Origin of the sequence: Roseobacter fucihabitans, from assembly GCF_014337925.2 — a bacterium.
Classification (GTDB): Bacteria; Pseudomonadota; Alphaproteobacteria; order Rhodobacterales; family Rhodobacteraceae; genus Roseobacter; species Roseobacter fucihabitans.
This window is the reverse complement of sequence record NZ_CP143423.1, coordinates 1,948,498-1,975,062: the sequence shown is the minus strand read 5'-3', so window position 1 is coordinate 1,975,062 and position 26,565 is coordinate 1,948,498. Positions and strand designations below refer to the sequence as shown.

26 protein-coding genes are annotated in these 26,565 nt (G+C 59.4%); 15 read left to right on the top strand and 11 right to left on the bottom strand.

What is annotated here, in order from left to right:
• Positions 1 to 19: 19 nt before the first annotated feature.
• Entirely contained in the window at positions 20 to 601 is a 582-nt protein-coding gene (locus tag ROLI_RS09590) for a TIGR02281 family clan AA aspartic protease (protein WP_187430388.1), read from the top strand.
• A gap of 43 nt (positions 602 to 644) precedes the next feature.
• Here ROLI_RS09590 and ROLI_RS09585 read toward each other — a convergent pair whose 3' ends face one another.
• Positions 645 to 1,109: a DNA polymerase III subunit chi gene (locus ROLI_RS09585; RefSeq protein WP_187430387.1), complete on the bottom strand. Its 465-nt coding sequence runs from the start codon at positions 1,107 to 1,109 to the stop codon at positions 645 to 647.
• A gap of 3 nt (positions 1,110 to 1,112) precedes the next feature.
• Positions 1,113 to 2,585, bottom strand: coding sequence for a leucyl aminopeptidase (locus ROLI_RS09580; RefSeq protein WP_187430386.1), 1,473 nt, complete (start codon positions 2,583 to 2,585; stop codon positions 1,113 to 1,115).
• 137 nt (positions 2,586 to 2,722) lie between these two features.
• Here ROLI_RS09580 and lptF point away from each other — a divergent pair, with 137 nt between their 5' ends.
• From lptF to rsmA, 6 genes are read left to right on the top strand one after another with little or no spacing between them, the layout of a single operon-like run.
• Entirely contained in the window at positions 2,723 to 3,859 is a 1,137-nt protein-coding gene (gene lptF / locus ROLI_RS09575) for an LPS export ABC transporter permease LptF (RefSeq protein ID WP_187430385.1), read from the top strand.
• On the top strand, positions 3,856 to 4,953 hold the full coding sequence (lptG, locus tag ROLI_RS09570; RefSeq protein ID WP_187430384.1) for an LPS export ABC transporter permease LptG: 1,098 nt from the start codon (positions 3,856 to 3,858) through the stop codon (positions 4,951 to 4,953). The genes lptF and lptG overlap by 4 nt, the downstream gene beginning before the upstream one ends.
• Positions 4,954 to 4,957: 4 nt before the next feature.
• Positions 4,958 to 7,078, top strand: a complete 2,121-nt coding sequence (locus ROLI_RS09565; protein WP_262386525.1) for an LPS-assembly protein LptD — start codon at positions 4,958 to 4,960, stop codon at positions 7,076 to 7,078.
• Between the two features lie 4 nt (positions 7,079 to 7,082).
• On the top strand, positions 7,083 to 8,303 hold the full coding sequence (locus tag ROLI_RS09560; protein WP_187430382.1) for a peptidylprolyl isomerase: 1,221 nt from the start codon (positions 7,083 to 7,085) through the stop codon (positions 8,301 to 8,303).
• Positions 8,300 to 9,274 (top strand): 4-hydroxythreonine-4-phosphate dehydrogenase PdxA, encoded by a 975-nt coding sequence (gene pdxA, locus ROLI_RS09555; RefSeq protein ID WP_187430381.1) that lies wholly within the window; start codon positions 8,300 to 8,302, stop codon positions 9,272 to 9,274. The genes ROLI_RS09560 and pdxA overlap by 4 nt, the downstream gene beginning before the upstream one ends.
• 3 nt (positions 9,275 to 9,277) lie before the next feature.
• Positions 9,278 to 10,120 (top strand): 16S rRNA (adenine(1518)-N(6)/adenine(1519)-N(6))-dimethyltransferase RsmA, encoded by an 843-nt coding sequence (gene rsmA / locus ROLI_RS09550; RefSeq protein WP_187430380.1) that lies wholly within the window; start codon positions 9,278 to 9,280, stop codon positions 10,118 to 10,120.
• A gap of 6 nt (positions 10,121 to 10,126) precedes the next feature.
• On the opposite strand, the gene ROLI_RS09545 is transcribed toward rsmA, so the two are convergent.
• From ROLI_RS09545 to prfA, 3 genes are all read right to left on the bottom strand, one after another.
• A complete protein-coding gene (locus ROLI_RS09545) occupies positions 10,127 to 10,690 on the bottom strand; it encodes a DUF4167 domain-containing protein (RefSeq protein WP_187430379.1) in 564 nt (187 codons plus the stop codon).
• Between the two features lie 221 nt (positions 10,691 to 10,911).
• Positions 10,912 to 11,745, bottom strand: coding sequence for a peptide chain release factor N(5)-glutamine methyltransferase (gene prmC / locus ROLI_RS09540; RefSeq protein WP_262386524.1), 834 nt, complete (start codon positions 11,743 to 11,745; stop codon positions 10,912 to 10,914).
• Positions 11,742 to 12,797: a peptide chain release factor 1 gene (gene prfA, locus ROLI_RS09535; protein ID WP_187430431.1), complete on the bottom strand. Its 1,056-nt coding sequence runs from the start codon at positions 12,795 to 12,797 to the stop codon at positions 11,742 to 11,744. Before prfA ends, prmC begins: the two co-directional genes overlap by 4 nt.
• 61 nt (positions 12,798 to 12,858) lie before the next feature.
• Between prfA and ROLI_RS09530 the strand changes: the two genes are divergently transcribed.
• The gene (locus tag ROLI_RS09530) at positions 12,859 to 13,146 is read left to right on the top strand and encodes a hypothetical protein (RefSeq protein WP_187430378.1); all 288 of its coding nucleotides are present in this window, start codon (positions 12,859 to 12,861) and stop codon (positions 13,144 to 13,146) included.
• Here ROLI_RS09530 and ROLI_RS09525 read toward each other — a convergent pair.
• The 4 genes from ROLI_RS09525 to ROLI_RS09510 are packed head-to-tail and all read right to left on the bottom strand — an operon-like array spanning position 13,084 to position 16,632.
• A complete protein-coding gene (locus ROLI_RS09525; protein ID WP_222869541.1) occupies positions 13,084 to 13,485 on the bottom strand; it encodes a DUF1499 domain-containing protein in 402 nt (133 codons plus the stop codon). The two genes, ROLI_RS09530 and ROLI_RS09525, sit on opposite strands and share 63 nt — an antisense overlap.
• Positions 13,486 to 13,537: 52 nt before the next feature.
• Complete coding sequence (gene speB / locus ROLI_RS09520; protein WP_187430376.1) at positions 13,538 to 14,488, bottom strand: agmatinase; 951 nt, start codon at positions 14,486 to 14,488, stop codon at positions 13,538 to 13,540.
• The gene (gene speB / locus ROLI_RS09515) at positions 14,485 to 15,459 is read right to left on the bottom strand and encodes an agmatinase (protein ID WP_187430375.1); all 975 of its coding nucleotides are present in this window, start codon (positions 15,457 to 15,459) and stop codon (positions 14,485 to 14,487) included. Before speB (ROLI_RS09515) ends, speB (ROLI_RS09520) begins: the two co-directional genes overlap by 4 nt.
• A 3-nt stretch (positions 15,460 to 15,462) precedes the next feature.
• On the bottom strand, positions 15,463 to 16,632 hold the full coding sequence (locus ROLI_RS09510; protein ID WP_187430374.1) for a M20 aminoacylase family protein: 1,170 nt from the start codon (positions 16,630 to 16,632) through the stop codon (positions 15,463 to 15,465).
• A gap of 63 nt (positions 16,633 to 16,695) precedes the next feature.
• Between ROLI_RS09510 and mazG the strand changes: the two genes are divergently transcribed.
• The 4 genes from mazG (at position 16,696) to ROLI_RS09490 (ending at position 21,386) form a co-directional block, all read left to right on the top strand.
• A complete protein-coding gene (mazG, locus tag ROLI_RS09505) occupies positions 16,696 to 17,508 on the top strand; it encodes a nucleoside triphosphate pyrophosphohydrolase (protein ID WP_187430373.1) in 813 nt (270 codons plus the stop codon).
• A gap of 297 nt (positions 17,509 to 17,805) precedes the next feature.
• A complete protein-coding gene (locus ROLI_RS09500) occupies positions 17,806 to 18,747 on the top strand; it encodes a nucleoside hydrolase (RefSeq protein ID WP_187430372.1) in 942 nt (313 codons plus the stop codon).
• Positions 18,744 to 19,193 (top strand): GNAT family N-acetyltransferase, encoded by a 450-nt coding sequence (locus ROLI_RS09495; protein ID WP_187430371.1) that lies wholly within the window; start codon positions 18,744 to 18,746, stop codon positions 19,191 to 19,193. Before ROLI_RS09500 ends, ROLI_RS09495 begins: the two co-directional genes overlap by 4 nt.
• Before the next feature lie 780 nt (positions 19,194 to 19,973).
• Positions 19,974 to 21,386, top strand: a complete 1,413-nt coding sequence (locus ROLI_RS09490; RefSeq protein WP_187430370.1) for a YdiU family protein — start codon at positions 19,974 to 19,976, stop codon at positions 21,384 to 21,386.
• A 2-nt stretch (positions 21,387 to 21,388) separates the two neighbouring features.
• Here the strand turns inward: ROLI_RS09490 and ROLI_RS09485 are convergent, their stop codons facing one another.
• Positions 21,389 to 22,276: a DMT family transporter gene (locus ROLI_RS09485; RefSeq protein ID WP_187430369.1), complete on the bottom strand. Its 888-nt coding sequence runs from the start codon at positions 22,274 to 22,276 to the stop codon at positions 21,389 to 21,391.
• Between the two features lie 161 nt (positions 22,277 to 22,437).
• Here ROLI_RS09485 and ROLI_RS09480 point away from each other — a divergent pair, with 161 nt between their 5' ends.
• On the top strand, positions 22,438 to 23,223 hold the full coding sequence (locus tag ROLI_RS09480; RefSeq protein WP_187430368.1) for a DUF533 domain-containing protein: 786 nt from the start codon (positions 22,438 to 22,440) through the stop codon (positions 23,221 to 23,223).
• Between the two features lie 50 nt (positions 23,224 to 23,273).
• Here the strand turns inward: ROLI_RS09480 and ROLI_RS09475 are convergent, their stop codons facing one another.
• Positions 23,274 to 24,581, bottom strand: coding sequence for a DEAD/DEAH box helicase (locus ROLI_RS09475; protein ID WP_187430367.1), 1,308 nt, complete (start codon positions 24,579 to 24,581; stop codon positions 23,274 to 23,276).
• Between the two features lie 345 nt (positions 24,582 to 24,926).
• Here ROLI_RS09475 and ROLI_RS09470 point away from each other — a divergent pair, with 345 nt between their 5' ends.
• Positions 24,927 to 25,340, top strand: a complete 414-nt coding sequence (locus tag ROLI_RS09470) for a Fur family transcriptional regulator (protein WP_187430366.1) — start codon at positions 24,927 to 24,929, stop codon at positions 25,338 to 25,340.
• A gap of 291 nt (positions 25,341 to 25,631) precedes the next feature.
• A complete protein-coding gene (locus tag ROLI_RS09465; RefSeq protein WP_187430365.1) occupies positions 25,632 to 26,504 on the top strand; it encodes a DMT family transporter in 873 nt (290 codons plus the stop codon).
• Positions 26,505 to 26,565 lie beyond the last annotated feature (61 nt).

Here is a 26,565-nt window from a genome sequence, read left to right as displayed (position 1 = left end):
CGCACAAAAGGAGCCCAGCGTGGATAGCAACGACACAGGCCGCCTGATCTACCTTATCCTGCTGGTCCTGATGATCTGCGGTTGGTTCTTTACGCAGAACCGCCAATCCATGAACAAGACCCTGCAACAGGCCGCGCTCTGGGGGTTCATCTTTTTGGGTGCCATCGCAGCCTACGGCCTTTGGGATGACATCAGCCAGACGGTGCGCCCGCAACAATCCGTCTTTGCCGAAGCCGGCAAGATCATCGTCCCGCGCAGCCCCGATGGGCATTACTATATCGCCGCTGAAATCAACGGCGCACCCGTACGATTTGTCCTGGATACAGGGGCCACCGAAATCGTGCTGACCCGCGCGGATGCGTCAGCGGCCGGGCTGCATCCTGAGGATCTCAACTTCACCGGGCGCGCGATGACGGCCAATGGCGAGGTGCGCACAGCCCCGGTGCGCCTTGACACCCTGCGCCTCGGACCGGCCATCGATCAGCACGTCACGGCGGTGGTCAACAGCGGCGAGATGTCCCAAAGCCTGCTGGGCATGAGCTATCTGCAACGCTGGGGCAAGATCGAAATCTCCGGCGGCGAACTGACGCTGACACGATAGGGACACGCCGTAAGGTGGGCTTTCAGGCCACCTATGCCCCCGCCTATACCCCGGTTTCGGCTTTTTTCTCCCAACGCCCCGTTTCTTCGGACCAATATTGCGCGGATGTCCCTGCGTCTTTCAATGTCTTCCACTGGCCGCGTGCAACCTCCAGGGCTTCCGCATCGTTCCCATCAAACAGCACGCAGACCCGCTCCATGCCATCAACGTCCTGCGCACTCACACTCGCCCCATCCACACTCATCAAACAGGTGGCCCCGTTGGGGTTGTCCTGCGCCAGGGTCAGCAAAACGGGCTGCATTGCGTCCTGCTCGCCCCCCGCCAGACCATGCGGCAGGAACCCATCCTCGGGACCCTGCCACAGCTTTTCATCCAACCAGCCCAGACGCGCGAGATCCGAGCCGCGCACAATCACGCGCATCCCCGCCCCGGTTGCCTTGCCCAGCAACATCGCCAGCGTCTCTTCCATCGGACGCCGCGTCAGGTGGTAAAACAGCGCGCTGCCCAAGGATCAGCCCTTTTCGAACATATCAGCCACAAGCCGGTCCAGCGCCCGCACCCCCCAGCCCGTGGCACCTTTGGGTGCAAGCTTTGAGGGTGTTTTCAACGAAGCCACACCCGCGATGTCCAAGTGGATCCAAGGCACGTCTTTCTTGACGAAGCGCAACAGATATTGCGCCGCCGTGATTGATCCGGCAGGTCGACCGCCAATATTCTTCATATCCGCAATCGGCGATTTCAGCATGTCATCATAGGCCTGTCCCAAAGGCATGCGCCAGGCACCCTCCTCTTCGGAGGCCGCGGCCTTCAAAAAGGCATTACACAGCGTATCATCATTGGAAAACACGCCTGCGTTTTCATGGCCCAGACCGATGATGATCGCGCCCGTCAGGGTCGCCAGATCAATCATACCCGCAGGCTCAAAACGCTCCTGCGCGTACCACATCACATCACAGAGCACCAAACGCCCCTCCGCATCAGTATTGAGGATCTCAACGGTATCGCCCTTCATCGTGTGAACCACATCCCCCGGACGGATCGCCGTGCCGGAAGGCATGTTTTCCACCAGTCCGACAAGCCCGACAACATTGGCCTTGGCCTTGCGCAACGCCAGCGCGCGCATGACGCCCGCCACAGTGCCCGCACCGCCCATATCCATGGTCATGTCTTCCATGCCACCGGCTGGTTTCAGGCTGATGCCCCCGGTGTCAAAGACCACACCCTTACCAATCAACGCGAGGGGTGCTGCGCCCGCCTCGCCGCCTTGCCACTGCATCACCACCACTTTGGAGGGGCTGGCCGAGCCCTGCCCGACGGCGAGCAGGGTGCGCATGCCCAAAGCCTCAAGCTGATCTTCCTCCAGCACCTCGACTTTCAGGCCCAGTTTTTCCATCTCGGCCAGACGATCGGCAAACTCTGTGGTTGTCAGGATATTGGCGGGTTCATTGACCAGATCGCGGGTCATGAATGTCCCATCCGCGACCGCCAGCAATGGTGCCGCCGCCGCCTCAACGCGCGCGGCGTCATTGCACATGACCTCGATCGAACCCGCGGCGGCATCATCGGACGTCTTGTGATCGCGAAACCGGTAATCGCGCAAGACGGCACCCTGCACAAGATGCGCCGCACGCCGCAACGACCCTGTCGCAATCAACAGGTTTGCCTTGCCGCGCTGCGATCCCAATGCGGCCCCCGCATGGCGCGCGACGGTCTCGGTGGCAGATCGTCCAAGAAACAGCACATCAACCGCCTCCGCCGCCATGCCCGCCGGATAGGCCAGGATCAAGCTGTCGCCCTCCTTGGTGCCCTTTTCAACATGCGCATCCACCGCGCGCTTCAAGGCCCCTTTGCTCAAACGGTTAACCCGGCGCCCCGCCACATCCAACCGACCCGTGGTCTCCACGATGATGCCAATGCGACCCTCATGCGCCGCAAGCCGTTCGATATCCGTTTGCGTGAATGTGACTGAGGTGAGCAGGGTCATGAGACTGGCCTTTCAAAAAATTAAACTGGACTCTGACCTAGCGCGCTCCTTTGCCAATGACCAGATAGCAGTTTTACAGCGCGCCAGATTGCTTTATCGTTCCCACAAGGTAAGTGTTTGAGCAAAAGGGGACCGTGGTGAGTAGAATCGACAGATACGTGCTGTCGCAACTGCTTGTGTTATTCGGGTTTTTCTCGTTGGTGCTGGTCGCCGTTTTCTGGATCAACCGCGCGGTCATCCTGTTTGATCGCCTGATCAGCGACGGCCAATCCGCGCTGGTTTTTCTGGAGTTCACAGCACTTGGGCTGCCCAAACTGATCACCACGGTACTGCCGATCTCGGCATTCGCCGCGACGGTTTACGTGACCAACCGACTGAATAATGAAAGCGAACTCACCGTGATGCAGGCGACCGGCTCCAGCCCGTTTCGCCTCGCCCGCCCGGTTCTGATTTTCGGGGTTATCGTTTTCCTGATGTCCTCGGTGCTGCATCATCTGCTTTTGCCGCTGGCCCTCGATCAACTGGGCGAAAGAGAGGCCGAGATCTCACAAAATGCGACCTCCCGCCTGCTCACTGAGGGCACCTTCCTGCACCCCTCGAAATCCGTCACCTTCTATGCCGGTACGATTACCGAAGAAGGAGTCCTGCGGGATGTTTTCCTCTCTGATGGGCGCAAACCCGAAGAGGGCGTGATCTATACTGCCAATGAGGCCTATTTGATTCGCAATCAGGATACGACCACGCTGATCATGCTGGACGGTGTGGTGCAACGCATCAGCAAGGTCACCAACCGGCTTGCCACCGCCAACTTTCAAGATTTTTCATTTGATATCAGCACGCTGGTTCAAAATGATACCGCCAACGGGTTGATCGCCCGCAACATGATCACACCGGATTTGATGGAGCCATGGGAGGTTTTATCTAGACGGACCGCACAGCCCGAGGGACATCTGGTCGAAGAATTTCATTCCCGTTTCGCAGAACCACTGTTTTGCATCGTCGCGGCTCTGATTGGGTTCACCACGCTGATCGTGGGCGGATATTCGCGGTTCGGAGTGTGGCGTGAAGTTGTGATCGCCTTTGGCTTGCTGTTGCTGATCAACGGTGCGCGCTCGACATTGCAAAACCCGGTGCGCGATGATCTGCGCCTCTGGCCCCTGCTCTATGCGCCGGTCCTCTTTGGCGCGGTTCTAGCGTTCTTGATGCTGTGGTATGTGGCGCGGCCCAAAGGACGCAGACGCCCCACCGCGCCATCGACAGAGGTCACCACATGATCTTGCACTTCTACTTCGCGCGCCGGTTTGCCCTTAGTTTCTTTCTGTTGACGGCCGTCTTATTTTCCCTCGTGGCGCTGGTGGATCTCGTGGATCAGGCCCGCAGCTTTGGGGATCTGGACGTTAGTTTTGCCCGAATCGTCGGTCTGACGCTGCTGAATGCGCCGCAAACGATCAATGAAATTCTGCCCTTGATCATGATTCTGGCCACGATTGCTCTGTTCATCGGGCTAGCGCGCTCCTCTGAGCTTGTGGCCACGCGGGCTGCGGGGCGCTCGGGCCTGAACGCGCTGATTGCGCCGCTGGTCGTGGCCCTGATCATCGGGGTTCTGGCCGTGAGCACCCTGAACCCTATCGTGGCCGGCACCTCGAAACGTTATGTGGAACTGGCCGAACAATACCGCACCGGTTTGGCCTCTGCGCTGTCGATTTCCGGCGAAGGTCTGTGGCTGCGCCAGGGCGACAGTGACGGGCAATCGGTGATCCGCGCATGGCGCACCAATTCCGACGCCTCCGTGCTTTATGACGTCACAATCATCACCTACATGCCCGGAGAAGGACCCGTGCGCCGGATCGCAGCGCGCAGCGCCGCCTTGCAGGAGGGCGGATGGCTGCTGCGCGATGCCAAGCTTTGGAAACTCAAAGAGGGGTTGAACTCAGAAGCAACCGCTCAGACGCATGATGAGTTTTTCATCGCCTCCAGCCTGACACTCGAGCGCATCCGCGAGAGCTTTGCCCGCCCCGGTGCGATTTCAATCTGGAAACTGCCCGAATTCATCGAACAACTGGATCGCGCCGGGTTTTCGTCGCGCCAACATCGGGTCTGGTTTCAGTCGGAGCTGGCGCGCCCGCTTTTTTTGATGTCGATGGTTTTGATTGCGAGCGCCTTTACCATGCGCCATACCCGTTTTGGAGGGACCGGCACTGCGGTGCTGGCCGCAGTGCTTTTGGGGTTCAGCTTGTATTTCATTCGTAGTTTTGCACAGATTTTGGGGGAAAACGGGCAGATTCCCATTTACCTCGCAGCCTGGGCGCCCCCAATTGCGGCTGTTTTGTTGGCCCTTGGGCTCCTGTTGCATGCGGAGGATGGTTGAAACCATGTTGCGCGCACTCCTCTTTTGCATCGCTCTGCTGTGCCCGCTCGCGCTTGTCGCACAGGAGAGCGACCCCGTTCCGGCGGTTTTGATTGCGGATGAGTTGTTCATCACAAATGACCGAACGCTGGTCGCACGCGGCAATGTCGAAGCCTTCCAGGGCAGCACACGTATCACCGCAACAGAAATAAGCTATGACCGCCAGACGGGTGCGCTCACCATCACCGGCCCGATCACGCTTCAGGACGGCGAAGGTATCACCATCCTTGGCTCTGCGGCGGAACTGGACACCAGTTTGCAAACCGGCCTGTTAACCAGCGCGCGGATGGTGCTGAACCAGCAACTTCAGCTTTCTGCCGTTCAACTCCAACGGGTCAACAGCCGCTATAGCCAGCTTTACAAAACCACCGTCAGCTCTTGCAAAGTCTGCGATGACGGGCGGCCTCCGCTGTGGGAAATCCGTGCCAAACGCGTTGTGCATGACAAAGAAGAACGCCAGCTTTATTTCGACGGTGCACAGTTTCGCGTCCTCAACATTCCCATTCTCTACTTGCCACAACTGCGCCTGCCGGACCCCACAGTTGAGCGCGCTACCGGGTTTCTGATCCCCTCTTTGCGGACCACGAGCGAATTGGACACGGGGATCAAAATCCCTTATTTTATCGAGCTGGCAGAGGATCGTGACCTCACCGTAACCCCCTATCTGTCGGCAAACACGCGCACGCTGGAATTGCGCTACCGCCAGGCTTTCGTTCGGGGGCGCATTGAGTTCAACGGGGCCATCAGCCGTGATGACATTCGCCCCGGTGAGATCCGCGGCTATGTGTTTGGGGCGGGGGCCTTTGACCTTAAAAACGACTTTCGCCTGAATTTTGATGTCGAGATTACCTCTGATGATGCCTATCTGAGCAATTATTCCTTCTCGGGCAAGGATCGCCTGGACAGCGCGCTGACGATCAGCCGGGCGCGCCGGGATGAATTTATCTCGGGAAGCGTGATCGCCTTCAAATCCCTGCGCGATGCGGATGTTAACGCCGAACTTCCCACAATCGTCGCGGATGGGATTTACGAGGCCCGGTTTTTTCCACAGGCCATGGGCGGCGAATTGCGGCTGGATGTGAATGGGCACAACCATTATCGCTATTCGGATGATGATATCGTGGGGCGTGACGTCGGACGCTTTAGCACCGAAGTCGATTGGCTGCGCAGCTGGACGCTGGCCCAAGGGTTGCGCAGCGAGGTGGTTCTGGGGGCGGCGGCTGACCTGTTCAATATCACCCAGGACAGCACCGTGCCCCAAAACCAGACCCAACTCAGCCCACACGCTCGGGTCGCGTTTCGCTACCCCATGGCGCGCACCACCGCGGGCGGCGTCAGCGAGCTGCTTGAACCCATCGTCCAATTTGCCTGGACGGGCGGCAATCGCCTGAACATCCCCAATGAGGAAAGCACACGCGTCGAATTTGACGGGGGCAATCTGATTTCCCTGTCGCGTTTTCCTGAGCCCGACCGGCGCGAGCGTGGACGCGCCACGGCCCTGGGCATAAACTGGGCACGGTTTAATCCCAACGGGTATGATACCTCCCTGACATTGGGTCAGGTGCTGCGCGATGAGGCCGATGAGGCCTTTACCGTGACCTCCGGGCTGACCGGGACGACATCAAATTACCTGATCGCCGGTCAGGTCAAATCTCAAGACGATTGGTCGATCACCGCGCGCACCCTGTTTGACGATGGGTTTGATTTTTCCAAAGCCGAAATCCGTGGGAATTACATTCACAACCGGGGCAGCCTGTCGGGCAGCTACGTCTGGTTGACGCAGGACGCGGTTGAGGAACGGCCTGACAGTATTGCCGAGGTCGCGCTGCGGGGTGCTTACCGCGTCAACAAATACTGGACCACCTCGGCCAACTGGCGGTATGATATCGCTCTGGATCGCGCCGCCAACCTTGGCATGGGCCTCACCTATAACAACGAATGCGTTTCGGTGAATTTTGCCGTCAGCCGCGACTACGCCACCTCCCGAAGCCTTGCACCTTCAACGACTTTGGGCTTATCCATCGGGCTACGCGGGTTTTCAGCGCGCAAAGGCACCGAAACCTACACAAGAACATGCGGGAAATAAGAAAATGAGCGTAGCAAGCAGTATGATACGGGGTTTGGCGCTGGGATGCAGCTTGGCCGTGGCGGCCCCTGTTGGTGCCCAGAACCTCTTTGACCCCGTTGTTTTGGTCAATGACGATCTTGTGACCGAGTATGAGGTGGAACAGCGCATTACCTTTTTGCGCTTGCTCAATGCGCCCGGTTCCAACCGGGACGCTGTGATCGAGCTTCTGGTGAATGAACGCCTTCAATCCCAGGCCATTGACAGCTCCGGACTGGTGCTGACCGAGGAGGGCGTGGAAAACGGGATCGCCGAATTCGCCGGGCGGGCCAATATGGAGAAAGATCAATTCCTCACCGCGTTGCAAGAAAACGGTGTTGCCGAAGAAAGCTTTCGCGACTTCATCGAAGTGGGCATCGCCTGGCGTGACTTGATTGCGGCGCGATTTGGTGCGCGTGTGGAGATCACCGAAGCCGAAATTGATCGGGCGCTTGGCTCCACCGTGGGGACGACCGGAATCCGCGTGTTGGTCTCGGAGATCATCATCCCCGCCCCACCCGAGCGGCGCGAGGAGGTTAACCAACTGGCCATCGAGATTGCCAACTCCGCCTCCCAGGAGGTGTTTTCCGATTATGCGCGTGAATTTTCCGCAACGGCGTCACGCGATGATGGCGGACGTCTGCCCTGGCAGGACCTGAACAATCTGCCTCCCGTGCTGCGGCCCTTGCTGTTGTCGCTGGCACCGGGGGATGTGACCGACCCGCTTAATATTCCCGATGCCGTGGCTTTGTTTCAACTGCGCGACATTGAGGAGACCGGCGCACCGAGCCAGGCTTTTGCTGCAATCGACTACGCCGCTTATTACATCGCCGGTGGGCGCACGGCGGCGGGTTTGGCTGCCGCGGATAAATTGCGAGCACGTGTGGATCAATGCGATGATCTCTATGGCGAAGCCCAGGGTGAGCCCGAAGGCATACTTGAACGCACCGTCCTGCCGCCCGCCGACATCCCGCAAGACATCGCGATCGAACTCAGCAAACTTGACCCCGGTGAGGTTTCCACCGCGCTCACGCGCAACGGGGGGCAAACGCTTGTGTTCCTGATGATGTGCGGGCGCACCTCGCAGGTCAACGAAGAGGTCGCGCGCGAGGATGCCGCCGCCGCCCTGCGCTCCAACCGGATCAACGCCTATGCCGACAGCCTTCTGGATCAATTGCGCGCAGATGCCCGCATCGTGACCCCGTGACACGCCGCCCGGCACCCGTGATCATCAGCTGCGGTGAACCGGCGGGCATTGGCCCCGAAATCGCGGTGCGGGCTTGGGAGGCGCTGAAATCCGACGTTAACATGGTGTGGATGGGCGATACGCGCCACCTGCCCGCAGGCAGCGTTTTCCAGACAATCACCGATTTGGCGGAGGCGTCCGATGTGGTGCAAAACGCCCTGCCCGTCCTGCACCACCCCTTTGCCAGCGCCATAACACCCGGCATCCCCGATCCGCGCAATGCCAAGGGTGTGATTGACGTGATTGCCGCCTGCGTGGGGCTGGTGCAAACCGGACAGGCCTGCGCGCTGTGCACCGCACCGATCCACAAAAAGGCGCTGATGGATGGGGCCGGCTTTGCCCATCCCGGCCACACCGAATACCTGTCGGATTTGGGAGGGGGCGGACGCGCGATTATGATGCTGGCCTCGGAACAATTGCGCGTGGTGCCGACCACCATCCACATTGCCCTGGAGGATGTGCCGCATGCCCTGACCCCGGATCTGCTGCGCGAGACCATCGAGATCACCGCTCGGGCCTTGCATGACCAGTTTGGCATTGCCAAGCCGCGTCTTGCCGTGGCCGGGTTGAACCCCCACGCAGGCGAAGGCGGTGCGATGGGGCGTCAGGAGCTTGAGTGGATTGCCGATCTGATCGACCAGATGGGCGGTGAAGGGCATGATTTGCGCGGCCCCCTGCCCGCCGACACGATGTTTCACGCCGCCGCCCGCGCGGGCTATGATGCGGCCATCGCAATGTATCATGATCAGGCGTTGATCCCGATCAAGACGCTGGATTTTGACCGCGGCGTCAACGTCACGCTGGGCTTGCCCTTTGTGCGCACCTCGCCCGATCACGGCACCGCCTTTGATATCGCAGGCAAGGGGCTGGCCAATCCGAGCAGCATGATCGAGGCCCTGAAACTGGCCGCGAAAATGGCGCGCGCGGGTTAGGGCATGTCCACAATCGACAGCCTGCCGCCGCTGCGCGACGTGATCCGCACCCATGATTTGCAGGCGCGCAAATCCATGGGGCAAAACTTCTTGCTGGATCTGAACCTCACGGCCAAGATTGCGCGCCAGGCGGGGGATTTGACCCAATGCGATGTGCTTGAAATCGGCCCCGGTCCCGGTGGGTTAACGCGCGGTTTGCTATCGGAGGGCGCGCGCCATGTTTTGGCCATTGAAAAAGACGTGCGATGCCTGCCCGCGCTCGCGGAAATTGCCGCGACCTATCCGGATCGGTTGACCATTCTGGAGGGCGATGCGCTTGAGATTGACCCGCTCGCCCATCTGAGCCCGCCCATTCGGGTTGCGGCCAACTTGCCCTATAATATCGGGACCGAACTTTTGGTGCGCTGGCTGACGCCCAAGGAATGGCCGCCCTTCTGGCAGAGCCTGACCTTGATGTTCCAACGCGAAGTCGCCGAGCGTATCGTGGCCCGGCCCGGCAGCAAAACCTATGGCCGCCTCGCCCTGCTCGCGCAGTGGCGCGCTGATGCTCGGATCGTTTTGCAACTGCCCCCCGAAGCCTTCACACCGCCGCCCAAAGTGTCGAGCAGCGTTGTGCATCTCACGGCATTGCCGGAACCGCGCTACCCGGCGGATGCAGCCGTGTTGAGCCATGTGGTCGCCACCGCGTTCAACCAACGACGCAAAATGCTGCGCTCCGCGCTAAAGGGTGTGGCACCGGATATCGAAGACCGTCTGCTCGCGGCTGGGTTGAAACCCACAGACCGCGCGGAACAAGTGCCCCTTGAGGGGTTTTGCGCGCTTGCCCGCGCCATCGCAGCCCCTTGATCTGAGCTATTCGGCAGCTTCAGGCGCATCGCCCCCGCTTGGCTGTGCCTGGTCGGCTGCTTCCGGTTTCGGACGCGGTTTGCGCCGTGGCGCGCGCTTTGGCTTTGGTTTCGGCTGAGGCTGGCTTTCAGGTGTTTCGACCAGATTGCTCTCTGCCTCTTCGGGCACGGGCTCGGGCTGTGCGGGGGCTGCTGCGGGCTGTTCGGCGGCCTGCGCGGCATCGCGCTCCTGACGTTCTGCGCGCTCGCGGTCACGTTCAGCCTGACGCTCGCGGTTCTGGCGGTCCTGCTCTTCGCGGCGCGCGTCAATCTCGCGCTGCGCCTCGGCCAGCATCCGCGTATAATGTTCCGCGTGCTGCTGAAAGTTCTCCGCCGCCACCCGGTCATTGCTCAGCTGGGCATCGCGCGCCAGCTGATTGTATTTTTCGATGATCTGTTGCGGTGTGCCACGCACTTTGCCTTCCGGCCCGGAACTGTCAAATACACGGTTGACGACATTGCCGCCTTGATTGCCCTGATGGGACCGGTTGCGGTTGCTCTTCGAGCGGGACCGGGATCTCGATGATTTCATGAGGTTGGCTCAGCCTTCGTGCTGTGAAACGTGTAACCGGGGGCGCCGCGCGCTCTTTGAAAACCGGGGTAATGATATGTTGGGCATAATGCCGCGCGGGACCGCTCACTGAGCCTCCACCGCTGCAACACCGTTGAATAAGCATGCTGTGCGCCATGCTGCAAGGGGTAATACTGAATTTTAACTATATTTGCTGATTTTTCCTGCGTTTTCAGGTGGTATCAGCCGGGTTTCGCGGCACAAACCACCCGATCACGCCCCCCCATATCCGGGAGAATCGTCACCTCACCCCATCCTTGCGCCCGAAAGACTTCCGTTACGCTGCGCCCTTGTTGCCAGCCGATTTCAACCAGAACGCGACCCTGTGCGCATAGATACCCCTGCGCTTGTGCGGCGATGGTCCGATAAGCGGTCAGCCCGTCCTTCTCATCCGTCAAAGCAAGGCGCGGTTCATGCTCGCGCAATTCCGGCTGCACCTCTTCCATTTCGCGCGCGCTGAGATAGGGCGGATTGGCGACGATCAGATCAAACCGCCCCTCAACGGCCGTAAACCAATCCGACAGCAGGATATCCGCGCGCGCCGCCACACCGTGACGTGCGGCATTCGCGCTGGCGTGCAGACAGGCACCTCCGCTGATGTCGATGCCGACGCCCTGGGCATCCTGGCGCTCCGCCAGAAGCGTCACCAGGATGCAGCCAGACCCGGTTCCCAAATCAAGCACCCGCTCAAAAGGTGCCGATAAAGCCACCTCGATCAGGGCTTCGGTTTCCGGGCGCGGGTCCAGCACGTCCCGGCTGATGTCAAAGGAGCGCCCGTAAAACTCACGCGCACCGATCAATTGCGACACCGGCACCCGCACGGCCCGCAACGCGATCAGATTATCATACCGCTCAGCAATGTCGGGCGCGATGTCTTCGGGCGCAATCAATGTCACACGCGCCGCATCCACCGATGCCGCATGCGCCAGCAAGACACGTGCATCACGGGCCGGATCGGGCACCCCCGCCGCGCGCAACCGCGCGGTGGCCGCGACCATGGCCTCAGCCGCGGTCATTGGCCCATCTGCGCCATCAGGCGCGCCTGCGCATCCGCCGTCAGCGCATCGGCAATCTCGTCCAGATCGCCCTGCATCACCGCATCCAGCCGGTAGAGCGTCAGGTTAATGCGGTGATCCGTCATACGCCCCTGTGGGAAATTATAGGTTCTGATTCGCTCAGACCGATCCCCCGAGCCAACCTGTGCGGCACGATCGGCGGAACGTTCACCATCCACACGCGCGCGTTCCTGATCATAGAGCTTGGCACGCAAAACCTGCATCGCGATATCGCGATTGCGGTGTTGCGATTTTTCGGAACTCGTCACGACGAGCCCGCTGGGAATATGGGTGATGCGCACGGCGCTATCGGTTGTATTCACATGCTGCCCGCCCGCGCCCGAAGAACGCATCGTATCAATGCGCAAGTCATTGGCGTCGATCTGGATGTCCACGTCCTCGGCCTCGGGCAGGACCGCAACCGTGGCCGCCGATGTATGAATGCGCCCGCCGCTTTCGGTGCTGGGCACGCGCTGGACACGGTGCACGCCGCTCTCGTATTTGAGCCGCGCGAAAACGTTTTGCCCCTTGATGTGCGCCACAACCTCCTTGACGCCACCCAATTCAGTCTCCTGAAGCTCGATGATGTCAAATTGCCAGCCCATGCTCTCGGCATACCGCTGATACATCCGCAACAGATCCCCGGCGAATAATGCCGCCTCATCCCCGCCCGTACCGGGGCGGATTTCAAGCATCGCCGGTTTCGCATCCGCCTTATCTTTGGGCAGCAAGGCCAATTGCAACGCCGCCTCTGCCTCGGGAAGGGCCGCTTTGATGCGCGGAATTTCTTCCTGTGCCAGGACCGTCAGATCCGGGTCCGATAGCATCTCCTGGGCGTCTTCCAGTTCGGTCTGCAACTGGCGATAGGTCGCGATCTGCTCCACCACGGGGCGCAGATCGGAATATTCACGCGCCAGCGTCGCAATATCCGCCACCGCATCACCGGTTGCCATCGCCGCCTCAAGATATTGGAAGCGCGCCGTTATCTGTTCTAGTCGCTCACGTGGGATCATGGTGTTCTGTCCGACATTGAAAGCCATTGGTCAAGAGCGGTGCGCATGCTAATATCTGTGCATGAAAAAACTGACTCTATTCCTGATTTGCCTGGGGCTGCCCGGGATCGCGGATGTCACAAGCCCAAGCGGCAAAACCGTCGAGTGTTACTGCACGGATCGGTCGGGATCGCGCGTGGAGCTTGGCCAGACCATTTGTCTGCAAGTCGATGGCCGGATGTTCATGGCGCAATGCCAGATGTCGCTGAATGTCCCAATGTGGCGCGAAGTCGAACCGGGGTGCCTGTCATCCTCCCTGCACGGTGGCGATCAACCCCTCCAGTCGTTTCCGATTGACCCCCAGATCTGAGGCCCCAAAGCGCAAACGGGCATGCAATCGGATTTCATCGCCCACCCGCTCGATGGTGGTCAGATCGGGAAAGCCGAAGACGGCAGAGCGTGTGACATAGGTGATGCGCCCGCTCTCCAGCGATCCGGCCAAAACCCGCGTGCGGGCCATATTGGCCATGGCCTGGTTCAAGCCTTCGAATTTCTGTGCACCGCCTTGCAAAATCCGCGCCGCACCATCGGCTCTATCCGCATCCGCGCGCGCCGTCACCGGGACATGCCACTGCTCAACCGGCAAAGGGGCAAAGCGCACGTAGGCCGCAAACGCCAACACCAGAACGACTAGCAAACCCCCAACCATTTTCACACCTCTGTCCCTTCTTTTGGCCCTAAATACTCAAAACACTCCGGCCCTAACGATACGCCACACCCGGCAGAACGCAGAGCATTTCAAACAACAGATTCGCCGCAACCAGCGCCGTGTTACCGCTCAGATCATAGGGCGGGGAGACCTCGACCAGATCGCAGCCCACGATGTTCAACCCCTTGAGCGCGCGGATCAATTCCATCGCCTGCGCGGTGGTGAGCCCGCCGATTTCGGGCGTACCGGTGCCCGGCGCAAAAGCCGGGTCGAGGCTGTCAATGTCAAAGCTGACATAGACCGGGGTTTCCGGTCCGATATCGCGGCGCACTTCGCCCCCCAGCGTTGAGAGGGTCCGGTGCCAAAGCTCCTGTGCGGGGAATTGCTGAAAGCCCCATTTCTGCGCCTCGCTGAAATCCTCCGCCGTATAGCCCGTGCCGCGCAGCCCAATTTGATAGGTTTTTTCGGGCAGGATCAGCCCCTCTTCATGGGCGCGCCGGAAGACGGTGCCATGGGTTTCGCGCTCGCCAAACATCTGATCATTCACATCCGCATGGGCATCCACATGTACCAAAGCCACTGGCCCATGCCGCTTTTTCATCGCCCGCAGGATGGGTAATGTGATCGAATGATCCCCGCCAATCGCGATCGGCATCGCGTCGTAATTCAAAACCGAATCGTAGCTCTCCTCGATGATCTTAAGGCTTTCGGGCAGCGAGAAAGTATTGATCGCCAGATCACCAATATCCGCCACTTGCAGGCTGTCAAACGGGGCAGCCCCCGTGCCCATATGATAGGGTCGGATCATCGCCGATTGCGAGCGTACCTCTTTGGGGCCAAACCGCGTACCCGAGCGCCAGGACGTTCCGATGTCGATCGGTATGCCTAAAACCGCCACATCCAACCCTTTGAGGTCATTAACAAAAGGTAAACGCATAAAGCTGCCGGTGCCAGAGAAGCGGGCAAGGTCATTGCCGCTCATCGGTTGGTTTTTCTTGCTCATGCTGAACCCTCTTGTCGCATCCGCCAGCCCAAAAGGCTCAGTATTTCCGTCGCCACATGCGCGCCCGCAATCGCGGTCGCCCCCGCGGTGTCAAAGGGTGGAGAGACCTCGACCACATCGCCACCCTGAATGTTGATCCCGGCCAGATCGCGCAGCATCATGCCCGCCTGCGCCGACGTCAGCCCGCCCCAGACCGGCGTCCCCGTTCCAGGCGCATAGGCCGGGTCAAGCGCGTCAATGTCAAATGTCAGATAACAGGGCCGCGCACCCAGCACCGATTTGATCCGCGCCACGGCGGCGGCGGGGCCTTTTTCATGCACCTCGCGCGCATCAATGATTGTGACGCCGAGCGTATCCTCATTGGTGGTACGAATGCCGACCTGAACGCTGGTGGCGGGATCAATGATGCCCGACTTCACGGCCTTATAAAACATCGTCCCATGATCCACGCGGGCAAAATCATCATCCGGCCAAGTGTCGGTATGCGCATCAAATTGCACCAGGCTGATAGGCCCAAATTTCTCCGCATAGGCCTTGAGGATCGGAAAGGTAATATAATGATCCCCGCCTAAAACCACGCTCGCCACATCTGCCTCTAGGATGGTGCGAATATGGGCGCTAAGCGCAGCCGGAAATGCCGGGACATTCGCGTAATCAAAGGCCAGATCGCCGTAATCCACAATGGCCCGCTCGCTTAACACGTCAAACGGCCAGCCATAGGGCGCATCCGGGGCCTGCAACGTGGAGGCTTCGCGGATCGCACGCGGACCCAAGCGGGTGCCCGGTCGATTGGTTACCGCCTGATCGAAAGGCACACCTGTCACGGCGATGTCCACACCGGTCAGGTCCTTGGTGTATTTGCGCCGCAAAAAGGAGGTCGCGCCGCCAAAGGTCAGCTCGAAACTCGGCCCCTTCAAGTCCTCGCGGGTAAAAGCGTGATCCATCTGCGTCTTTGCATCTTCAAGCGCCACGGTTCACGCCCCCGCCACAGGCTGTGCCCGCTCCACCAGCCGCGCGAAAAACGACGCGCCAATGGGCGCGATCTCGTCGTTGAAATTGTATTTGGGGTGGTGTACGCCCGCACCCTCGCCCTGCCCCAACATCAAATAGGCACCGGGACGCGCCTCCAACATATAGGAAAAATCCTCTGCCCCCATGACCGGCGTGATGTTGTCATCCACCGCCCCTTCGCCCGCGATCTCCGCCGCAACCTCTGCGGCAAACCCCGCTTTGGCATCATCATTGATCGTGGGCGGGTAGCCATATTCAAACTCTAACCGCGCCTCCAACCCAAAGGACGCCGCCTGCCCCGCCACGATCTCTTCCATGCGACGCACGACCATGGCCTGCACCTCCTTGTCAAAGGTGCGCACCGTCCCATTGATATAGACGGTTTCGGGAATCACATTATCCGTCGTACCGGTGTGGATCTGCGTGGTGGATATCACCAGCGCATCCTTGGGGTCCCGGTTGCGGCTCACGATGCTCTGCAACGCCTGAACGATGGAACAGGCCGCGATCACGGGATCAACGCAACTGTGCGGACGCGCCGCGTGACCGCCAACCCCGGTGATGTGAATGTGAAACGTATCCGCCGCCGCCATGATGGCGCCATGCGTGGTGTTGAAACTGCCGAAATCCTTGCCCGGCGCGTTGTGGATGGCATAGACCTGCGCAATGTCGAAACGGTCCATGATCCCCTCCTGTACCATCACCTCGCCGCCGCCCCCAAATTCCTCAGCGGGCTGAAAGATCAGCGCAACCCGGCCTGAAAAATTGCGCGTCTCCGCCAGGTATTTCGCTGCCCCCAGCAACATCGCAGTATGCCCGTCATGTCCACAGGCGTGCATTTTACCCGGATGGGTCGAGGCATACTCAACCCCGGTCTCCTCGGTGATCGGCAAAGCGTCCATATCCGCGCGCAGCCCAATCGTCGGCCCTGTGCCTTGGCCGTTTATGATCGCCACCAAGCCCGTCTTGGCAATGCCCTCGTGCAATTCATCCACCCCGAATGCGCGCAAACGTTCCGCCACAAAACCCGCCGTCTGGTGACAGTCGAGCCCAAGTTCGGGAATGCTATGCAAGTGACGGCGCCAGGCGGTCATTTCAGCACTCATATCGGCAATGCGATTTACCACGGGCATGGGCTGGACTCCTTATCGAATTATTTGTCAGGTGCTTGTGACATGACAGATGGGCAACCTGCAATGGCTGAAGACTTGATCCACGACCGTAATGCGGGCATTGCGCGTCTGCTGGAAATTATGAGACGTCTGCGGGACCCCGAAACCGGATGCCCCTGGGACCTCGCGCAGGATTTCGACACAATCGCTCCCTGTACCATCGAAGAGGCCTATGAGGTGGCGGATGCCATTGCGCGCAAAGATTGGCCCGACCTCGAAGGCGAATTGGGCGATTTGCTGTTGCAAACCGTGTATCATGCGGCGATGGGCGAAGAGGCCGGGCATTTTAGTTTTGATACGGTCGTGCAGGCAATTTCCGACAAGATGGTCGCGCGTCACCCGCATGTTTTTGGCGATGCATCGCGGGACAAAAGCGTCGCGCAGCAAAGTGCCGACTGGGAAGCGATCAAGGCGGCTGAGCGTGCGGGCAAGGCGCAAAAAGGCACGTTGACGGGGGTTGCGATCGGGTTGCCTGCTTTGCTGCGGGCGCTGAAATTGCAAAAACGCGCGGCGCGGGTTGGTTTTGACTGGCCCTCCACCAGCGAGGTGCTCGACAAGATCGTGGAGGAAGCTGGCGAGTTGGTCGAGGCCAAAGACCAGCTGAGCCAGGCCGAAGTCGAAGAGGAATATGGCGATCTGCTTTTTGTCATGGCCAATCTGGGCCGTCACCTGGGGCTGGACCCCGAAGCCGCCCTGCGCGCGGCCAATGCCAAATTCACGCGCCGCTTTGAAGCGGTCGAGGCCCGGCTGGCGGCGCGCGGCAAAACACCCTCTCAGAGTGATCTGGCCGAAATGGATGCGCTCTGGGAGACCGTCAAAAAGGCCGAGCGCGACTGATCGATCACATGTGATTCAAATGTATCAAGCATTTTCACATGCAACCTTAATGCTTCCATGATGCCTCCTTTTTGCCCAGGCGCGCGTTTGGGCCTCGCAAAAAACTCTTACGTTCATACGCTCCATCTTTGACGGCGATAGAATTGCAGCATTGACGGTGCTCAAAGGCGGTGAACTTCTGGCCGCATGAGGTTTCGCGCCATATCGTGAAACAGGATACCGCGCATTCAACGTGGACCGGCTGGACAAAGCAGGCAGGTCTTGCGAGGGTTCGCCTCGGTCGAATCTGGAGCCAAAATGTCCCCCCGCAAAATCATCATCGATACCGATCCCGGTCAAGACGACGCCGTCGCGATTCTTATGGCACTTGCCAGTCCCGAAGACGTGAACGTTCTGGGAATTACCTGTGTGGCGGGGAATGTGCCACTACCGCTCACATCAAAAAATTCGCTTATTATCTGTGAGTTAGCGGGCGCAACTGATATCCCTGTATATGCGGGTTGCGACAGACCGATGGGGCGAGAGTTGGTCACAGCCGAGCATGTCCATGGTGAGACCGGGTTGAACGGGCCCGTGTTGCCCGACCCCAAAATGGCGCTGAAATCTGGTCATGCGGTGGATTACCTGATCGAGACCCTGCGCGATGAGCCTGCCGGGACTGTGATCCTCTGCGCCCTGGGACCCCTCACGAATATCGCCACGGCGCTGCAAAAAGCCCCGGACATCGCCGATCGCGTTCAACAAATCGTATTAATGGGGGGTGCCTATTTCGAAGTCGGCAACATCACGCCGACCGCTGAATTCAACATCTATGTCGATCCACAGGCGGCCGATATCGTGTTCAAATCCGGGATCGACATCGTGGTCATGCCGCTGGATGTCACCCATAAGGCGCTGGTGACCTCCCCCCGCAATACCGCCTTTAGGGTTTTGAACACGCCTGTCGGGCGCGCCGTTGCTGACATGACGGATTTTTTCGAGCGTTTCGACAAGACCAAATATGGTTCGGATGGCGCGCCGTTGCATGATCCCTGTGTGATCGCCTATCTCATTGATCCTGAGTTATTTTCCGGTCGCCATATCAATGTTGAAATTGAAACGACGTCGGAATTGACCATGGGCATGACCGTGGCGGATTGGTGGGGGGTGACGCAGCGCCCGGCAAATGCGCTTTTCATTGGCGATCTGGACGCTGATGGGTTTTTCACCTTGCTGACAGAGAGGCTGGCGCGGCTGTGAGCGCCGCCCTTACGCTGGCGACACCGCAGCATTTGGATCGGCTCGACGCGCTGGTGGCCGCGTTTCATCTTGAAAGCGGAATAATCTTGGAACCCGATGCGCGCCGCGCTGGCATCGCGCCGCTGCTGGAGGGCTCACCGCATGGTGCTGCATATCTGATCGGGCCTCCAAGAGCACCCATCGGCTATGTGGTCATCACCTTTGGATGGTCGCTGGAGTTCGGTGGGCTGGATGGGTTTATTGATGAAATCTATGTGCGCCCTGGTGTGCGAGGTCGCGGCATCGCATCGGAGACTTTGCAAAGCCTTCCCCGCGCTCTGGCCGGTGCTGGTTTGAAAGCTATCCATCTGGAGGTGGACCGTTCTGATAAAGCAGCGCACCGGCTTTATGCGCGTTCCGGCTTCTCTGCCCGAGAAAAATATATGTTGATGAGCCGCAAACTATAATAGGTTTGCAAACCACAACCCATCCATTTGCAAACTTGAAAAACTTTGCAAATGAGAACAGACGGATTTGCAAATAGGTCAACGACCGATCAGCATTGCGTCTTTCATGGATCTGCGGTTCACTGTATCGCATGAAATCGGGCGTTTGCTACTATGGTGCCCTTGGTGACTGAATAGCATCGGCGAATCCCAACAACACCTGTCGGATAATGGCTCTCTGATCTTCGGGAATGCCTGGCGGAGTCTGTGGAATGACCCGCCTTTTAAGAGCCACATCTTTTAAGAGCCACATCGGCTCGCCGATCGCACATTTCTGTGCAGAGATACGCACATGCGGAGGTGATTACTCTACAGGGTCCCCCTCATGATCTGCACCCCTTTTCGCGCGAAGTGTCCGCAAAAGCCTCACCGACCCTCAAGCGCAGCGGCCCTTATATCGCCTTGAAACCATCCTTTGCGGATCACTTAAAGGCATGCTGGTGATCGCAAAAAGCTTGGACGTTCAATATGGCATGACCTCATCCGCTCAAAAAATGCGCCCCCTGACCCTTGGAAGGTGCATGACCGGTGCGGATAAGGTCACAGGGTTACTACCCTATCTGCAGAAGCGGTCCGGTTCGAAGGACGAGAGGCAAATCATCGAGCAGAAACATATGCGGGCTGTCGCACTTTAAATTTTGATAGCATCAAGGCAAAAGACGCTCGGAGATTTAGCAAGTTATAGTCGAAACGCGAGGGTCATGACTGGCAAGTCATGCAAACTGCCCATATATCCATCCCATGACATTTCCAATTCCCTTCGATAACAGCTACGCCCGCCTGCCGCGCAGCTTTTTCAGCCAGCTATCTCCAACGCCCCCGCGTTCGCCTGAGTTGTTGCATTACAATCAAGAGCTTGGAGATTTGCTCGGGATTCCCGCAGCACCCGATGCGCAATATGCGGCGGTGTTCGGCGGCGCTGCGCTGCCCGATGGATCCACCCCGATCGCTCAGCTTTATGCGGGTCACCAATTCGGCAGCTACAACCCGCAATTGGGCGATGGGCGCGCGGTTCTGCTGGGCGAGGTGGTCTGTGATGATGGGGTGCGGCGCGATATCCAGCTCAAAGGGTCCGGGCCGACACCCTATTCCAGAATGGGCGATGGGCGTGCCTGGCTGGGTCCGGTACTGCGTGAATATATCGTTTCGGAAGCCATGCACGCGCTTGGCATACCGACCACGCGCGCGCTCGCCGCCGTGCTGACCGGCGAGCAGGTCTTGCGCGAAACCGCCCTGCCCGGCGCGGTGTTAACGCGGGTTGCGCAAAGCCATCTGAGGGTTGGCACCTTCGAGGTTTTCGCGCATCGCGGACAAAAGGGCGAATTGAAACGCCTGACCGATTACGCAATTGACCGGCATTTCCCAGAGGCAGACGGGCCGATGGGATTGCTGCGCGAAGTCTGTCGCGCGCAGGCGGAACTGATTGCGGCCTGGATGTCGGTCGGCTTCATTCATGGTGTGATGAACACCGATAATTGCACAATCTGCGGTGAAACCATCGACTATGGGCCTTGCGCTTTCATGGATGAATATCACGCTGATACGGTCTTCAGCTCGATTGATCAAACCGCGCGCTATGCTTATTCGAACCAACCGCGCATCATTGTGTGGAATATGGCGCAACTGGCGACCTGCCTGTTGCAGCTTTATGAAGAGCCCGGCACCGCTGTGGAAGAGGCAACCGAGATCGTACACGCGATGCCCGAGCAGATAGACACGGCCTGGCGCAAGCGGTTTGGCGCAAAGCTCGGAATTTGCGATCCCACGCCACAGGATGCTGAATTGATCGAAACCCTGCTGGCGCTGATGCAACAGCAGGGCGCGGATTTCACCAATACTTTTGACGCGCTGGCACGCGGCGATGCACGCGATCAATTTACCGACAGGGAGGCGTTTGACGCCTGGAGCGTCAAGTGGCGGGCCCGGATCGCGGATGAAACCTCTGCGCAAACAACGATGCAGGCCGCCTCCCCCAGGGTGATCCCGCGCAACCATCGCATTGAGGAGATGATCGCGGCGGCTGTGGGGGGCGACTATCAGCCCTTTACCCGATTACTTGCGGCGACGACATCGCCCTACACCACGCAGGACACCGAGCTGATGCGCCCCCCAACGCAGTCCCAACGCGTGCCCGCCACCTTTTGTGGCACCTGAGATCAGGCAAATCTGGGGCGGCGGTTGATGAGATAGATGCCGCCCGCCACCAGGCTCAGGGCGATCCAGACCTTTAGGCTCACGGTTTCATCCAACAACAGCCACCCCAGGATCACCGCGAAAACCGGTGACAGGAAGCTGAAGGAGGCGACGGAGGAGGCCGGATAAATCGACATCAGCCAGAACCAGGCGAGGAAACCAAGGCTGGCGATGGCGATGATCTGGAACAGGAGGCCCGCGATGTGGATGGGGCGCAGGTCCCGGATAAAATCCCCGAAAAACACCGCAGCCAGCAAGAGGAGAGGCGCGGAGATGATCAGTTGGAACAGCAGTTGTTGCGCCGGTGGGACCTTGCTCAGCGGCGTGATTTTGACGCAAAGCACGATCCCGGCCCAGCAAAACGCAGAAGTGAGCGCGAGGATATCGCCCCATAGGCTTGCCGTTGTGTCGCTGCGATCCAGCAGCGCCAGCGCCACGCCCGCCATGGCCATCAACAGACCAACGCTGCGCAGACCGCTAAGCCGGTCCGACGGGTTCAGAAAATGGCTGGCGACCGCGAGCCAGACCGGCATCGAATAAAAAATGACCGAAGCGCGGCTTACGGTCGTGAAGTCCAGCGCCGAAAAAAGACACATAAACTCAAGACCAAACAGGCACCCGGTGAAAACACCCGCCGGAACTGCGTTGCGCGGCACCCGAAAACTGACCCCGCGCAAGCGCATCCAGATCAGCAAAACAATCACCGCCCCCGCCGAGCGCAGCCCTGCGGCAAAAACCGGGCCAAACCCACCGTTGGTGAATTTGATCACGATCTGGTTAAAGGCAAGATGCAGGGCAAACGCGATCAAGGCTGCGGCGCCAAATGCATCCATGTGAGATTTCTGTTCCATGCCTCAACTGGCGACGCGTGCGGGGGAATGTCAATCGCGCGCGGTCCCCTCATTGATCCTGCGGCAGGCAAAAAGCTGCTGCGCGCGGATTATTCCCACTACCCACGGATCGATTGATGGCACAGTATCAGGCAGAGTATTCAAAATGAGGGATTTTCGACATGAGTTTCATGAAAACGCTGGCAAAGGTTGCAATTGGCGTGGCTGTCGCAAAGGGCGCGCAAAGTGTGATGCGTGGCGGAGGTGGCGGGCTGATGGGCGGTGCTTCGGGACGCGCAGGCGGGCGCAAATCCGGTGATTTACAGAGCATGCTTGGCGGGCTTTTAGGCGGTGTGTCCGGGGCTGGCTCCGCGGGCGGGTTGACGGGCGGATTGGGCGGTTTGCTTGACAATCTGGGCGGCGCAAAGGGCGGCGGCGGTTTGCAGGATATGCTGTCTGGGCTTGCCGGTGGCGCCGGTGCGGCTGGCCTCCTAGGTGCGCTTGGCGGCAAAATGCAGGGCCGTCCCCAGAGCAGCAGCGCCAATTTCGGTGAGGTGCTGAATTCCGCATTTGATGCCACGCCACAGCGCGAAATCGAACCCAGCGCAGATCAGGAAGCGGCCGCCGCGCTGATGTTGCGCGCAATGATTCAGGCGGCAAAGTCGGACGGTACATTGGACGAGGCTGAGCGCGAAAAGCTCTTGGGCCAGCTCGGGGATGAGGTCGATGCCGATGAGGCCGCCTTCGTTCAGAGCGAGATGCAAAAACCTGTGGATGTCGATGCTTTGGTCCAGGAAACGCCGCAGGGCCTGGAAACCCAGATCTATGCCGTATCAGTCATGGGCATCAATCTGGATGATCAGGCCGAAGCGCAATATCTGCACAAACTCGCCAAAGGCTATGGCCTGGAGGCGCAGGAGGTCAATGACATCCATGCCCAGCTTGGCGTGCCGTCGCTTTATACCTGATGGCAAACCCCCGCGCCATTTGTGCGGCGCGGGGGATGATCTGGATGGGATCAGGCGGCGCGTTGACCGCCACCACCGGGTTTGCCGCCGCGACGACGATTGCGTCCACCACCGGGCTTTTGACCCTGTGCCGGTTGGCCCCCGCCACCGTTACCGCCGCCCTGTGGTCGTCCACCGCGTCCGCGACCCCTTCCCTTGGGCTTGGTGCCTTCGGGAATATCCGCGCCTTCCCACGGGCGTCCAGACCCGACCGGGATACTGACCCCCATGGTCTTTTGAATGGCCTTCAACTCGCCCATCTCATCGGGGGCGCAAAAGGCAATGGCCGCGCCGTCTTTACCGGCCCGCGCCGTCCGCCCGATCCGGTGTACATAATTATCCGGCACATTGGGCAGATCAAAATTATAGACGTGTTTCACATCCGGGATGTCCAGGCCGCGCGCGGCAACATCCGTTGCAACCAACACCTTAATTTCACCTGATTTAAAGGCGGCAATCGCGCGGTCCCTCTGACCTTGGGATTTATTGCCATGGATGGATCCGGCGGCATACCCGGCTTTGACAAGGTTTTTCATCAGCTTTTCAGAGCCGTGTTTCGTACGCCCAAATACCAGCGCGCGTTCTTCGCGGTGCTTATCCAGCATTTCGATCAACAGCGCGGGTTTTTCGGATTTGGCGATAAAATGCACTTCCTGCGTGACCTTATCGGCGGCTTTGCCCGGCGGCGAGACTTCCACCCGGATCGGGCTGCGCAGATAGCTTTGGGCCAGTTCGTTCATCTGCTTGGGCATGGTGGCCGAAAACAGCATGGTTTGGCGTTCCTTGGGGATCACGCTGGCGATTTTGCGCAGATCATGGATGAAGCCCATGTCGAGCATCTGATCCGCCTCGTCCAGCACCAGAAACACCGCTTCATTCAGCCGCACCGCGCGGCGATCCATCAGGTCGAGCAGGCGTCCCGGTGTCGCCACCAGAAGATCAACACCGCGCTCCAACCTCTTGATTTGGTTGTTAATTGATTGCCCACCGACGACCATCGCCACCTTAATTGGGGTGCCTTCGGCAAAGGCGCGCAGGTTGACGCTGATCTGTGTGGCCAATTCACGGGTCGGTGCCAACACCAGACCGCGCACCGATTTGGGTGCCGGGCGCCCTTCAAGCGCCATCATCTGCGCCACGATCGGTACGCCAAAGGCTGCCGTCTTGCCCGTCCCTGTCTGGGCCAGACCCATCACGTCGCGCCCATTCAGCGCATGTGGGATCGCCTGTTTCTGGATCGGGGTCGGGTCTTTCAGACCCATTTCAGTCAGACGTGCCACCAGTTTGGCTGGCAGGTCCATCATATCAAAATCGCTCATTCGTTTCTTTCCAGCGCGCCCAAAGGGCAACGCATTGCATATTTGCCGCGCCATTCATGACGCCGCTTGGGACACGCAAAACGGATCACAGGCGCGACCAAATGCCGGAACCTGTTCGTTGCGTTTGGACCCACGCGTGATTTTGGGAACATCGACGAGCCTTGAGATAGGAGCGCAACTTGCGGGGTTTCACCCGGGCACTCAGAACTGCTCACGCGGCAGAAGGCTTCGCTTGATCACCACATGGGGGTTATCCGCGCGAAAGTCAACCAATCGTTCAAAACGCATCTGGATGCGTGCGCAAAATAGCGTTACACCTTCGGGCCACGGTTCAGGGGCGCGGGTATGAGCAAATCCATCATCAAACGGTGCGAGGTCAAAGGCTTGCGCATGACGGGACAACGGCGCGTGATCGCGCAGGTCCTGGAGGACAGCGATGATCATCCCGACGTCGAAGAGCTCTATGCGCGCGCCTCCAGCGTGGACGCGGGTATTTCCATCGCGACGGTTTACCGCACCGTGAAGCTGTTCGAGGAGGCCGGTATCCTTGATAAGCTGGAATTCGGCGACGGGCGCGCGCGCTATGAAGACGCCGAACGCGATCACCATGATCACCTGATTGACATGAATTCGGGCGAGGTCACCGAGTTCGTTGACGCCGAAATCGAGGCCTTGCAGGAACGCATTGCGCGCAAGCTTGGCTATGAGTTGCGCGGGCATCGCCTCGAGCTTTACGGCGTACCGCTTAAGAAGGACTGAAGCGGATCACTTGGTTTTGAAACCCTGTGGCGGGTTGGCTCCACGGCGTTTTATCTCCCTATGGCGGCGCATCCCTTGGCGGCTTTGAGCAGACAGAACCAGCCGAGCCCGTCGGTGTTGCAGCCCTGCCCGCTCGCGACACTGCGACGGACCGCTTCTTTCCGTTCGACCTCATTTGGCACCGGCAGAGCGTAAAAACCGATCGATACCCCCCTAATTTCTTGACCTTTCGCGGCATTTCTGGAAAGCCCCGCACCATCGGCGCGCCTCCGGCGTCTCAAAGGACATTTCATGGACAACCTACGCGGCGCAGCCTTCATGGTTCTGGCGATGCTCGGCTTTGCGATCGAGGATATGCTGATCAAATTCATGGCGCTCGCCCTGCCCGTGGGGCAGATCATCGGCATGTTGGGCCTGGGCAGCGCGCTTTTAGCGGCCGTTATCCTGCGGATACAACAACAACCCCTGTTCACCCGCGCCATGTTGACCCCCGCAATTGCCCTGCGCGCTCTGGGCGAATTGATCGGCACATTGGGGTTCGTGACCGCCATCGCGCTGACGCCACTCTCCTCGGCATCCGCCATCCTTCAGGCAACACCACTTTTCGTGACGCTCGGGGCGGCCCTGTTCTTGCAGGAACAGGTCGGTTGGCGACGCTGGGCGGCGATCCTTGTGGGCTTTGGCGGTGTGCTGATGATCATCCGTCCGGGCATGGAGAGCTTTGATTGGCTGTCGCTCTTTGCCGTGCAAGGCGTCATCGGTCTGGGCATCCGCGATCTGGCAACGCGGCGCGTGCCGCGCGAAACCTCGACCATGCAGTTGAGTTTTTTGGCTTTTCTGGTGTTGATCCCGGCGGCTGGCGTGCTGATGTGGATCAACGGATCCAGCCTCGTAGCCCTATCGCTGGCGAACTGGCTCTGCTTCACCCTCGCGCTGCTGATCGGTATGGTGGCCTATTACGGCATCGTGGCCGCCATGCGCATTGGTGAGGTCAGCTTTGTGACCCCCTTCCGCTACTCCCGTATTATTTTCGCACTTTTTGTCGGCGTGCTGGTCTTTAGCGAGCGTCCGGATGTCTGGACCCTTTCCGGTGCCGCAATCATTGTCGGCTCCGGGCTCTATACACTCTGGCGGGAACGTCATGTGCGCGCCAAAACCGCCTAAGCCTTCCCTTACGGCGCGCACCCCGCTATGACGCAAATAACGCAGACCAAAGGAACCTGAC

Excerpts from the sequence above, each read along its gene's own strand:
- mazG (WP_187430373.1), top strand. The coding sequence starts at position 16,696 with ATGGCTGAAGACTTGATCCACGACCGTAATGCGGGCATTGCGCGTCTG.
- ROLI_RS09490 (WP_187430370.1), top strand. The coding sequence starts at position 19,974 with ATGACATTTCCAATTCCCTTCGATAACAGCTACGCCCGCCTGCCGCGC.
- ROLI_RS09500 (WP_187430372.1), top strand. The coding sequence starts at position 17,806 with ATGTCCCCCCGCAAAATCATCATCGATACCGATCCCGGTCAAGACGAC.
- ROLI_RS09475 (WP_187430367.1), bottom strand. The coding sequence starts at position 24,581 with ATGAGCGATTTTGATATGATGGACCTGCCAGCCAAACTGGTGGCACGT.
- prmC (WP_262386524.1), bottom strand. The coding sequence starts at position 11,745 with ATGACCGCGGCTGAGGCCATGGTCGCGGCCACCGCGCGGTTGCGCGCG.
- ROLI_RS09565 (WP_262386525.1), top strand. The coding sequence starts at position 4,958 with ATGTTGCGCGCACTCCTCTTTTGCATCGCTCTGCTGTGCCCGCTCGCG.
- rsmA (WP_187430380.1), top strand. The coding sequence starts at position 9,278 with ATGTCCACAATCGACAGCCTGCCGCCGCTGCGCGACGTGATCCGCACC.
- ROLI_RS09485 (WP_187430369.1), bottom strand. The coding sequence starts at position 22,276 with ATGGAACAGAAATCTCACATGGATGCATTTGGCGCCGCAGCCTTGATC.
- lptG (WP_187430384.1), top strand. The coding sequence starts at position 3,856 with ATGATCTTGCACTTCTACTTCGCGCGCCGGTTTGCCCTTAGTTTCTTT.
- ROLI_RS09525 (WP_222869541.1), bottom strand. The coding sequence starts at position 13,485 with ATGGTTGGGGGTTTGCTAGTCGTTCTGGTGTTGGCGTTTGCGGCCTAC.
- ROLI_RS09470 (WP_187430366.1), top strand. The coding sequence starts at position 24,927 with ATGAGCAAATCCATCATCAAACGGTGCGAGGTCAAAGGCTTGCGCATG.
- ROLI_RS09530 (WP_187430378.1), top strand. The coding sequence starts at position 12,859 with ATGAAAAAACTGACTCTATTCCTGATTTGCCTGGGGCTGCCCGGGATC.
- ROLI_RS09545 (WP_187430379.1), bottom strand. The coding sequence starts at position 10,690 with ATGAAATCATCGAGATCCCGGTCCCGCTCGAAGAGCAACCGCAACCGG.
- ROLI_RS09480 (WP_187430368.1), top strand. The coding sequence starts at position 22,438 with ATGAGTTTCATGAAAACGCTGGCAAAGGTTGCAATTGGCGTGGCTGTC.
- speB (WP_187430376.1), bottom strand. The coding sequence starts at position 14,488 with ATGAGCAAGAAAAACCAACCGATGAGCGGCAATGACCTTGCCCGCTTC.
- ROLI_RS09580 (WP_187430386.1), bottom strand. The coding sequence starts at position 2,585 with ATGACCCTGCTCACCTCAGTCACATTCACGCAAACGGATATCGAACGG.
- ROLI_RS09560 (WP_187430382.1), top strand. The coding sequence starts at position 7,083 with ATGAGCGTAGCAAGCAGTATGATACGGGGTTTGGCGCTGGGATGCAGC.
- ROLI_RS09510 (WP_187430374.1), bottom strand. The coding sequence starts at position 16,632 with ATGCCCGTGGTAAATCGCATTGCCGATATGAGTGCTGAAATGACCGCC.
- prfA (WP_187430431.1), bottom strand. The coding sequence starts at position 12,797 with ATGATCCCACGTGAGCGACTAGAACAGATAACGGCGCGCTTCCAATAT.
- ROLI_RS09465 (WP_187430365.1), top strand. The coding sequence starts at position 25,632 with ATGGACAACCTACGCGGCGCAGCCTTCATGGTTCTGGCGATGCTCGGC.